The sequence below is a fragment of the Rhodocytophaga aerolata genome (assembly GCF_030503435.1).
Classification (GTDB): domain Bacteria; phylum Bacteroidota; class Bacteroidia; order Cytophagales; family 172606-1; genus Rhodocytophaga; species Rhodocytophaga aerolata.
Genome location: NZ_JAUKPO010000011.1, coordinates 80,622 through 91,918 on the forward strand (window position 1 = coordinate 80,622; position 11,297 = coordinate 91,918).

Genomic DNA, 11,297 nt, shown 5'->3' on the forward strand with positions numbered 1-11,297 from the left:
AATGTAGTACTGGTAAAGGTATTGGGTTTTTGCCTGATGATGCAACAGCTGTAAATTATTTCTTTTTCTCTACTAAAAACAATTTACCTTTTTCATTAGAAATAATAAAATCGGTTTCGTTGATAAACGTTAAGGCTTCTGCTTGCCCTCTCGCTAGTTTTATGCACAGGTATGGATTTTTGAAAGTCGGCTCCTTCGCATCCAGCTGAAAAAGAAATACTTTCCCATAACTCAGCAAAGCAAACGCACTTTCTGAAGGATTTATATCAGCAGCTGTTACCTGGCTTTGTAAATAAACTTCATCGGTTACTCTTGCTGTATGTTGACCTGCTTTTCCAGGAAGGCTATACATTTTTACGGTCTTATTTCCACGGTTTTTGGAGAAGAGATATAATTGCCCATTATGCCCGAAGAAAGCTTCGCAATCAAAGTTTCTGGTCTCCTTTGCTGGCGGATATGCTTCCTGATCTTGATACTGATACGTTATCTGCTCAATGTGTTGTGGTTTTTGAGGATGTAGCTTATAGATCGTCAAGTCTTTGCGGGCATTTAGGTTATTTCCGAAGTCGCCAACATACACATACCCGGCTTTGTCTTTTGCTAAGTCTTCCCAATCGGTATTTTTTGTAGCTGTCAGCTGAAGAGAATCTAGTATATCACCGTTTCTGCTGATTTTATAAAGTATAGGCTTGCTACCGCCATCATTATTCGTCCAGAAAACAGTATCACTTTCAGCCATCACAAGCCCGGAACTTTCATTAATGACCTGCGGCATGCGGCCCAAACGGGTTACTTTGTAGCTGCTTCTTCCTCTTTCAAATCCGCTTTTCTTCACTTCAGGATTACACGTACAAAAAGCGGTTTTAAGCGAGAATAAAAATAACAGAATTTTCATTTTCAGCATTTTACGAGTTAAGGTTTTTTTAAATGTATGGATTTACTTTGGCAGATCACGCATACCGGCTACTTACCGAACCGGCTTACTGCTGAATAGTTGATATTGTACACAGAACGTACAATACTATTGTCAGGATATATTCAACTTGCTTTTTCCTTTACCGTTAAATTACCTTAAATAACCCAACGTTTAATTAACAGATTTGATGGAAAACTATGTTAAAGTAAAACAACCTTTATATGTAAAAATAAGCCTTGTTTTAATAAGTGTAGCGCTCATACTGGTAGCCCTGGAACTCGGCGACAGTTTACTGGTGCCCTTATGCTTCTCTTTTTTATTCGCCTTACTCCTGCATCCTCTCTGCACTAAACTCGAGAGTTTACGTCTGCCACGGGTACTGGCCATCTTTATTTGCCTGATTGTCATTATAATTGTTGTAGGCATACTTCTGTACTTTATTTCTTCTCAGCTGCTAAGTTTTGGTGAAGACTTACCAGAACTACAAAAGAAACTGGAACTGTTACTGGAAGAAATTCACACGTTTATAAGCCAGACATTTGGTATAGGAAAAAACAGCCAGCTTAGTTTATTCCGCACCTCAACCGATGCCATGATACAGTCGAGTGGCGCCTTTTTTACGAGTGTATTAGCCTACACAACCAGTACTTTTGCCGACCTTGGATTAATGCCGGTATTTATTTTCTTCTTTCTGTATTACCGCACATTTTTTAAACAGTTTTTGAACAAGCTATTTATAAAAACTCCTAACCACCAGATTACACATATCATGTATAAAATTCAGAATGTAGTAAAGAATTACATTATGGGTCTTATGTTGGTAATGGTTATTATTGCGGTGCTCAATACATTGGGGTTGCTTGTTTTAGGTATTAAGTATGCTTTCTTTTTTGGCGCTCTGGCAGCGTTATTAAACATTATTCCCTATTTAGGAATTATTGTTGGTTCAGCTTTTCCTATTCTGATAGCCTTACTAACAAAAGACTCTATCTGGTATGCCCTGGGAGTAGCAGGAGTATTTACGATTGTCCAATTTCTGGAGGGAAATTTTATTACACCTAACATCGTGGGCTCCAAAGTGAGTGTTAACCCCTTAGCTGCCATTATTGCCTTGTTGCTGGGAGGTATGTTGTGGGGGCCTGCGGGCATGATTCTTTCTATTCCTTTTACGGCTATTTTAAAAGTAATTCTCGATAATATAGAGCCTTTAGAACCATTTGGCTTTCTGTTGGGAGAACCACCAGTATCTGCTGACTTAAATCCGAATGGTGATTTTTTGCAAAACATCAAACGGGAAGTGAAAGACACTATGAAAGAGCAAGTTGATTGAAGCGAAACAGGCTGAAAATAAAATACCCGATGCTAAGGTGATGGCATCGGGTATTTTATTTTATGTACGTAGTGACTACTTATAACTTTCCAGTTTTTTTACTCTTTCCTGCAAATGTACCAGATCTGCTTCTAGGCCACTGATTTTGCGCAGGGTATTGTATCTGGTATTGGGGAAATGGAAACTCAGTTTTGCTTTTACATACCACAGCTCTTTTACATCTTCTGCATCAATTTCACGGGTTGCATAGGCCTCATTATCAGACATCAATACTATTTTACCTCTTTCCTGTACCCGGTTTAGCAACCGCTTCACCAGCACTGCTTCATCGGTTACAATTACATACACATACCCTTCTTTAATGGCGTTGAATGATCTGGCACCCTGGCTCAAATCAAAGTATTGACAGATAACCCAGTCGTCGGGATATAGTGTTTCTGTCATGCTATCGCCAATAACCTGGAAGCAGCGGAATGTAGCATTGCGGAACTGCGGACCAGGCAGATGGAACTTAGGCAAATCCACAAAGTATTCAGGTTCCAAGAAATATTGCGGATAACCGGCAGCCGCTCGCGTGTCTACCATGGCTATATTTTCTTCCTGCGTTTCACGGTCCAGCGTAATAGCCACAATACCGGCTTCTTTTTTTACAGAATAACTTTTTCCATGTTTATTGCCTTCAAACACCACAATTTCAGGGGTAGGGCTTTCTTTTACTACGGCAATGCTGCTTTCCCTATTTTCCTCACCTTTGAGCATTTCTCCATTGCCTAACATCAACCATTCTGCGTTTACTTGTGTAAAGTGGTTTAATATATCGGCTAACGTGTCGTATCCAGGCTTATTCCGTTTATTGAGAATGGTATATATTTTTTCGGGCCTGTCGTAGCCAAGTTCTTTAGCAAATTGATAAGCGGTCATCCCCAGCTTATTGATAAGGGTTGCTACCCGGTCATTTATATCCATAATTTTACAGCTATTTATTTTATACTACTCATTTTCTTGTATACTCTTGCATGATACTTATAAGGTATACAACAAATATAAAATAATAGTTGTAACAAAAAGCTATTCCTAGCCAAAATTATTTATTTTCTGAAATGCTTTTATCTTTCATACAAATTTTGTATAGTACCTAATATAGAATTTCTACTCACTTGGATAGCCCTCAAATCATCAGCCAGCTATTCTCTTTTCTTTAGTTCTCTCATGGCCGACCTCTCCTAATTCAACTGACTTACTAGAATTGCAGCTAAATTCTTACTTGCAAAATATTTTTGAAAAATTCAGTTTACCAGCTCCTATGATTCTTTATAAAGAATAAATAATTTTTTAAATTGTTAATCCTGCTTTATAAAATTCATTGACTTTTTAGTGAAATAACCGCCTATGGGAGCCAAACTTATACCCATATTCCTGTTTTTATGTTCCATGAGTTGGTATGCCAAAGCTCAATTACCTGCACATGAAAAAGATTCTAGTAAGACAGAATACTATTATGAATTAGATAAATGTGCGGAAGATCTGCTATTTCTGCATACGAAATTACAAGATGCCCATCCTTGCCTGTATTGTTATACAGACAGTGCCACTATACAGAATAAGTACTCTTTATTAGTAGATAGTTTATTAAAAGACACTAACGCTACACGTACACACATTACAGCAAATGAATTTACTGTACTTGTTAAGCAATACTTGGCTTTTATAAACGATGGACACCTGGATGCCCATAATCAATATGCCTTATTTAAGTATATTCAACAGAAAGGCAAATTTTTTCCACTTCAACTTTTATTTGAAAACGGGCAGGCATTTATTAAGCAAGATTACGCAGGTCATTTAGAGTCCGGTACGCTTGGTACCAGGCTTATGGCTATTAACGGAGTTCCCATAGAAACTATTGCTGCGGCTATGTATAAAGCTACCAGTGCTGATGCCGGTATACAGATTTATAAAACCCGGCAACTGGAAAACCTGGAACGGTTCAGCATTTATTATTGGATGTTGTATGGGGCCCAAGATACCTATACCATCACGTATACTTCACCCAGCGGTAAGCATGGCAGCGTTTCTTTACCAGGCATTACAGCCAGAGAAATTATTGAAGCCAATGAGAAACTAGCCAACGAACCTACCCTAACCATTCAAACTAATGGTTCCGTAGCCTATATGGATATAAACCGCTTTGAGGATATCTCAAACAAACCCCGTACCTTGTATTTCTGGCAATTTCTGGAAAACAGTTTTAAAAAGATTAATCAAAGCCATGTAGAAAACCTGGTTATCGATCTACGCGACAATCCGGGTGGTATGATCTATCATGCCCATATGTTACTAAACTACATAAGTCCTCAAAATATAGAGAGTGCTTTTCAGATTAAGTCCAGCCATTTGCTAAAAGAGAGTAAAAAGCAAGGGTTACTAGATTTTTTACAACGGAATTTTAATAAACAATCTTATGCGGCAAAAATAGCTCACACGCCGGTAGGTAAATTTATTCCTTTTTCAAGCAAGGCACACTTTATAGCTAACGAGAAGCTAAAATTCAAAGGAAAAGTTTATCTGTTGGTGAATGGAAATACTTTTTCTGCCGCCGGCTTATTTACTAAATATTTTAAAGAACATAATCTGGGACAGATTGTAGGCGAAGAGTGTGGCGCTAGCCCATCTTACTCCTTTGGAAATACACTGCTCGTCAGCCTCCCCAATACCCATGTGCAAGTATATCTATCGACAGCCATTGTATCTAACGACAGAGAACATACCTATTATAACCGTGGCATCATGCCCGACATTGCGCTTAAACGGAACATAGCTGCAGAGGCAAGAGAGGAAGATTCAATCTTGCAACAAGTCTATGAATTAATCTTAAAAGGCAATCAGGAACTTGTTAGCAGTACAGGTAATTAAGTGCTATTTTTCTTCATAAGGCCAATCAAATACATAAACCATTCTGTACGTTTTCAGGTTATATAAAAATGGAAACAAAAGAGCAACTACAACATTCATACATTATCTATGTGTTAGAGCATGGCAGGCAGCCAGTATCCGTTTTTGCGTTTACCAAGCAGTTAGGCATGGCGGAAACGGAGTTTTATGCACACTTTAATTCATTTGACAATCTGGAACAACAAATCTGGAAAGATATATTTGACAAAGCCCGGCTACGGACAGAAAGCCAGGAAGTATTTGAGCAGTATTCAGTCCGGGAAAAATTGCTTTCCCTCTATTATATCTGGGTAGAAGAACTGAAATTACAACGGAGTTTTGCCTTATATGCAGTAAATAAGCAGCCACTTAAACAATTTATGGCAACTTCGGCAGACCTTTTTCTATTCAAAAAAGCATTTAAAGAATTTGCAGAAGAGTTGCTGCGTGAAGGCAGAGCCACCAGCGAAGTAATGAACCGCCCGTTCCTTGCAGAGAGGTATCCGGATGCGTTATGGAGACAAACGTTGTTTATTCTAAACTTCTGGATAAAAGACCCTAGTCAGCAGTTTGAACAGACGGATGTGGCCATTGAAAAAGCTGTAAATACCGCTTTTGATCTGATTGGCAAAACACCTCTGGATACGTTGTTTGATTTTGCAAAATTCATATTTCAGAACAGGCAAAGCACCCGTTTCTGATGGGTACCTACACTAACTCATTCACCTATTTTATTCCAATTGCCGGCTGGTCTGTTAATACCAGCTTTAAATTATGTTGTCGCTGAAATCGTATGTTTCCGCACAACCAGCACTTAGTATCAAACCTTATGATGAAATCTCAAACAACCATACCTGCTACAAAAGTAGAACGGGCCACTAAATTTGTGAAAACAGGCTTTAAAGTAGGTGGTAATTACATAAAGCATTATACCAAACGCATGTTCGATACAGATCTATCTAAGGAAGACCTGCATGAAGACAATGCACACGATATTTATGAATCGTTAAGCGAGTTAAAAGGAAGTGCGTTGAAAGTAGCTCAGATGATGAGTATGGACAGAAACCTGCTTCCTAAAGCTTACTCCGAAAAATTCACAATGGCTCAATACAGTGCTCCGCCCCTGTCTGGCCCATTGGTAATTAAAACATTTCAGAAATATTTTGGCAAAACACCACAAGAGTTGTTTGATACCTTTACTATGGATGCAGTAAATGCGGCATCTATTGGCCAGGTGCATGAAGCTACTTTACAGGGTAAAAAATTAGCTGTAAAAGTGCAGTATCCAGGAGTAGCTCAAAGTGTAAGCTCGGATCTGAAAATGGTAAAGCCTTTTGCTATCCGCTTGTTAAATCTGAATGAGCGTGATGTAGAGAAATATATGCAGGAGGTAGAAAGCAAGCTGCTTGAAGAAACAGATTATACCCTGGAGCTGAAAAGGTCAGTAGACATTTCTAAGGCGTGTGCACATATACCTGATATCTTTTTTGCTACCTATTATCCACAATATTCCTGCGAACGCATCCTGACGATGGACTGGCTGGAAGGCAAACATCTGTCTGAATTTTTGCAAACTAATCCTTCGCAGGAAGTACGCAACAAAATTGGCCAGGCATTATGGGATTTTTATGATTTTCAGATCCATACACTCCGCACGGTACATGCAGATCCGCATCCTGGCAATTTCCTCATGCGGCCAGATGGTACCATGGGTATTATTGACTTTGGCTGTGTAAAAGAAATTCCGGAAGATTATTACCAGAACTATTTTGCTTTAATTAATCCGCATATTCTGAAAGATGAAGCTAAGATGAATCAGTTATTCTATGCACTAGAATTTCTTTCACCAGCAGATTCACCGGCACAAGTAGCATTTTTTAAAGAATTATTCAAAAGCATGATTGTTTTGCTGGGTAAACCCTTCCATACCCCCACCTTCGACTTCGGCAATGAAGCTTATTTTGCCTCTGTGTTTGAGTATGGAGAGAAAATGTCGAAATACAAAGAAATCCGGGAATCCAAGTCAGCACGTGGCTCGCGACATGCCTTGTATATTAACAGAACCTATTATGGTTTGTATGCGATACTACACGAACTGAAGGCCAATATTACTACAACAAAGCCTGAATGGATGATGTAAATCCCTGTTTTAGCAAAATAGGTCGCAAATTTTTATGGAATAACTCTATATGTGCATCTTGTTATAAATACTATCGGTGCAGTACTAAAAATATATGAAAATTCTGTACGGCATGAGAATTATTTTTGGTATTTTAGTAACATATCAATACGAATCCAAGTACTTGTGTATGAAGGAGACACCACCATGAAGGCATTTTTCACTACAAGCTTGTTATTACTTTTGCTCTGTTGTACAACAGCCACAACGGTATGGGCACAACTGGATCAGGTGTTAAGGCTGGAAATCACTCCGGATGAAAAAGAAAATAAGTTATACAATGTTATTTCTTTAAAAGAAAAAGGCCTGCTTGTCTCTTCACAATCGGTTTATCCGGAAGGCGGCAACCATACCTGGAACATCGCCCGCTACGATACAATGCTTAATATCATGTGGGAAAAGACCTATATTATTAAAGCAGAATATTCCCCTACCAAAGTATTTCAGAATGATAATTTTCTGTATGTACTGCTTACCCAGAATCAGTCGCTGAAGATGTCGATCTTCCGTCTGGATTTTTTAAATGGTGATTCTGAACTGGTGGAAGGCAGTTTACTAACCTATCTGGACATTACTCATTTTAAGGTAATGAGCAACACTGCCTATATTGGTGGACGTGTTAAATACCGTCCGGTAGTGGTAGCATTTAATTTTTTCGACAAACGTTCCAGGATTTTGCCTGCCATGTATGAAGCAAATTCTGAAATAAGTGAATTGGAGGTAGACAATTACGAAAATACCCTGGATGTAATTTTATACAACATCAACAGGCGCCGGTCTGATTTATCTATCAAATCCTATGATTATGGTGGCCGCCTGCTGAAAAATATGGTGGTACCTTCCAACCGTGATAAAACGCTACAAACTGGCCGCATAAGCCCATTAAACGAAGACGAGCACTTCCTGATGGGAAATTATTCTGTCAAAAATTCGCCGTATGCTCAGGGTATGTATATAGCCAAAATGAATGGCGATGAGCAGGAGTTTATTAAATATTATAAATTCAACGATTTTGAGAATTTCTTCAGTTTTATGAAGCCCCGCCGGCAAGTGCGTGTAAGAAACCGGATTGTGAAAAAGAGAGAAAGAGGCAAGGAATACCAGTTGCGCTACCGCTTAATGCTGCACGACATTATTGAACAAGACGACCAGTATATTCTGATTGGGGAAGCCTTTTATCCGCAATACCGTTCTAACTCATTTTATGGCTATGGCTATTACGGCGGAAACCGCTACAGCGACCGTATTTTTGACGGCTATAAGTACACCCATGCGGTTGTGTGCGGGTTCGATAAACAAGGCAATTTGTTATGGGATAATAGTTTTGGTATTCAAGATTTTGTAAGCTATCAGTTAGTGGAAGCTGTAAAGGTAGCCGTAGACGATGATAAAATTGTTTTAGTCTATCCACACGAGGAAACGTTGAATACAAAAATAATTAAAGGAAACCAGGTGGTAAAAGATAAAGAGAACTATCCTATTAAAACCAATTTCGAGCATGACAAAATTGTAGATTCAGAGGATGCGAAAGTAAGCGAATGGTATGGAAAATATTTTATTACCTGGGGCGAGCAGGAGATTAATAACAGCAAAGACGTTGGGGTAAAATCTACGCGTAAAGTGTTCTATCTCAATAAAATTACGTACCAAACCAATGCGGCTACTACAAATTTGCAAGAGCAGAAACAGTAGATGTTAAAGTATAAGTATAATTCATACGAAAGGCGCATCAGATGCGCCTTTCGTATTATCGTGTAGGCATAACAATGCTTATTGAAAATTACACGGTAAGCCGCCGTTTATATTAAGTCCTTTTTTCTATCTTTGCACACCCAAGCCATGCAAAAAAGACAAATACTGGATAGCCAACAACTGGAAATTACGCTTAGCCGCTTAAGCCAGCAACTCATCGAAAATCACGATACGTTTCAGGATTCTGTAATGTTGGGCCTGCAGCCTCGGGGTGTTTTCTTGGCCGAACGGCTCAAGCAACGTATCCGGCAAATGAATAAGACAGAGGTACCTCTCGGATATCTGGATGCCACATTTTACCGGGATGATTTCAGGCGGCGGGAAACACCTCTCAAACCAAATGCTACCAACGTACCATTTATTATTGAAGATAAAAATGTTATTCTCATAGATGATGTGCTGTTTACAGGCCGTACCGTAAGAGCTGCCCTGGATGCCATGACGGCTTTTGGAAGGCCTCGTAAGGTAGAGTTACTCATTTTAATAGACCGTAAATACAGCCGGGATTTGCCCATTGAACCCAACTACATCGGGAAGCCGGTAGATTCCATTTTTTCTCAACGGGTATTAGTGCAATGGAAAGAACAAGGAAATACAGAGGATAGCATCTGGCTGATGAATTAAAGCTAAAAACGAATACAGGTTTCACTTTTTGCTCAAACATACCACACGCATGCAACAACTAAGTGTAAAACACTTACTCGGAATAAAAGGTCTTACCAGGGCAGATATAGAACTAATTTTTGAAACTGCCGATACATTTAAAGAAGTACTAAACAGGCCCATAAAAAAAGTACCCTCCTTGCGAGACATAACGGTAGCCAATGTATTTTTTGAAAATTCTACCCGTACCCGCCTGTCTTTCGAACTGGCACAAAAAAGACTCTCGGCCGATGTTATTAACTTCTCCTCTTCGTCTAGTTCTGTAAAAAAAGGCGAAACCCTACTGGATACAGTCAACAACATCCTGGCTATGAAGGTAGATATGATTGTTATGCGCCACTCTAGTCCAGGATCTCCGCATTTTCTGGCTAAACATATTAAAGCCAATATTGTAAATGCAGGCGATGGTACACATGAACATCCAACGCAGGCACTGCTCGATGCTTTTTCTATCCGGGAGGAACATGGTGAAGTTGCAGGAAAAAAAGTAGCTATTATTGGCGATATTTTACATTCTAGAGTAGCGTTGTCAAATATTTTTGCCCTTCAGTTACTAGGTGCAGAAGTAATGGTATGCGGACCAATTACGCTGCTTCCTAAATACATAAAAGAGCTGGGAGTGAAGGTAGAATTAGATGTTCGCAAGGCTTTACAATGGTGCGATGTGGCTAATGTTCTGCGTATTCAGCTGGAAAGGCAGCAGATAAAATATTTTCCGTCTCTACGTGAATATTCCCTCTATTACGGCATTAACAAAAAACTCCTCGATTCCCTCGACAAAAAAATCACCGTTATGCATCCCGGACCCATTAACCGGGGAGTAGAATTGAGCAGTGATGCGGCCGACTCTGATCATTCTATTATCCTGAACCAGGTAGAAAATGGTGTAGCCATCCGGATGGCGGTAATGTACTTGTTAGCTCAGAATTAACTTCTGCATTTAACTATCAGAACTACATGCAATTCTGTTGAAAACCTGAGTATGTATGATATCTGAGCAGAAGACACCTATAAAAAACAAGCAAACTGCTTTATTTGAATTCTATTCAGCACTAAGCTACTTATCTGTATGTCCAACAAAAAAATCAGAATATTTATTATTGATGATGATGAGTCATTCTTATTCGTACTCAAAAAGCATTTAGAACAAAAACAAATTTTTGAAATCTATACTTTCAATACTGGTGAAGCGGGTATTGAGCAATTACATTTAGATCCCTATATTCTTATTCTGGACTACAATATAAACCGTTCTGGTGGCCGGATGAATGGCAAAGAAGTGATGGAAACTGCTCAGAAACACTTGCAGAAATTAAAAGTAATTATGCTGAGTGGCCAGGAAGATGGGCAAATAGTTTTTGAGATGATCAAACTTGGCATTAAAGAATATATCATCAAGGGAGCTACTGCACTGGATGAGCTTGATGAAATTCTACATATGTATATGTCAGAAAAAGTATAAAAAGAAATTTCCTTTTCAGCTTCTACACACCTAGCTGAGAATTCTATACATTTACTTCAGAAGC

10 protein-coding genes are annotated in these 11,297 nt (G+C 39.0%); 8 read left to right on the forward strand and 2 right to left on the reverse strand.

All coding sequences use genetic code 11. From position 1 onward, the window contains the following. Nucleotides 1-55 precede the first annotated feature (55 nt). Entirely contained in the window at nt 56-895 is an 840-nt protein-coding gene (locus tag Q0590_RS18780) for an SdiA-regulated/phytase-like domain-containing protein (protein WP_302039130.1), read from the reverse strand. 208 nt (nt 896-1,103) lie between these two features. Between Q0590_RS18780 and Q0590_RS18785 the strand changes: the two genes are divergently transcribed. Then, entirely contained in the window at nt 1,104-2,246 is a 1,143-nt protein-coding gene (locus Q0590_RS18785) for an AI-2E family transporter (RefSeq protein WP_302039131.1), read from the forward strand. Nucleotides 2,247-2,321: 75 nt separating this feature from the next. Here the strand turns inward: Q0590_RS18785 and Q0590_RS18790 are convergent, their stop codons facing one another. Further along, a complete protein-coding gene (locus Q0590_RS18790) occupies nt 2,322-3,212 on the reverse strand; it encodes a S24 family peptidase (protein WP_302039132.1) in 891 nt (296 codons plus the stop codon). Nucleotides 3,213-3,635: 423 nt separating this feature from the next. On the opposite strand from Q0590_RS18790, the gene Q0590_RS18795 reads away from it, so the two are divergent. The 7 genes from Q0590_RS18795 (at nt 3,636) to Q0590_RS18825 (ending at nt 11,233) form a co-directional block, all read left to right on the forward strand. Further along, the gene (locus tag Q0590_RS18795; protein WP_302039133.1) at nt 3,636-5,159 is read left to right on the forward strand and encodes a S41 family peptidase; all 1,524 of its coding nucleotides are present in this window, start codon (nt 3,636-3,638) and stop codon (nt 5,157-5,159) included. A 68-nt stretch (nt 5,160-5,227) separates the two neighbouring features. Then, a complete protein-coding gene (locus Q0590_RS18800; RefSeq protein WP_302039134.1) occupies nt 5,228-5,878 on the forward strand; it encodes a TetR/AcrR family transcriptional regulator in 651 nt (216 codons plus the stop codon). Nucleotides 5,879-6,009: 131 nt separating this feature from the next. Next, the gene (locus Q0590_RS18805; RefSeq protein WP_302039229.1) at nt 6,010-7,317 is read left to right on the forward strand and encodes an ABC1 kinase family protein; all 1,308 of its coding nucleotides are present in this window, start codon (nt 6,010-6,012) and stop codon (nt 7,315-7,317) included. 165 nt (nt 7,318-7,482) lie between these two features. After that, entirely contained in the window at nt 7,483-9,048 is a 1,566-nt protein-coding gene (locus tag Q0590_RS18810; protein WP_302039135.1) for a hypothetical protein, read from the forward strand. 147 nt (nt 9,049-9,195) lie between these two features. Then, nucleotides 9,196-9,732: a bifunctional pyr operon transcriptional regulator/uracil phosphoribosyltransferase PyrR gene (gene pyrR / locus Q0590_RS18815; protein WP_302039136.1), complete on the forward strand. Its 537-nt coding sequence runs from the start codon at nt 9,196-9,198 to the stop codon at nt 9,730-9,732. Nucleotides 9,733-9,781: 49 nt separating this feature from the next. Then, nucleotides 9,782-10,702: an aspartate carbamoyltransferase catalytic subunit gene (locus Q0590_RS18820; RefSeq protein ID WP_302039137.1), complete on the forward strand. Its 921-nt coding sequence runs from the start codon at nt 9,782-9,784 to the stop codon at nt 10,700-10,702. A gap of 138 nt (nt 10,703-10,840) precedes the next feature. Then, a complete protein-coding gene (locus Q0590_RS18825) occupies nt 10,841-11,233 on the forward strand; it encodes a response regulator (protein ID WP_302039138.1) in 393 nt (130 codons plus the stop codon). Nucleotides 11,234-11,297 lie beyond the last annotated feature (64 nt).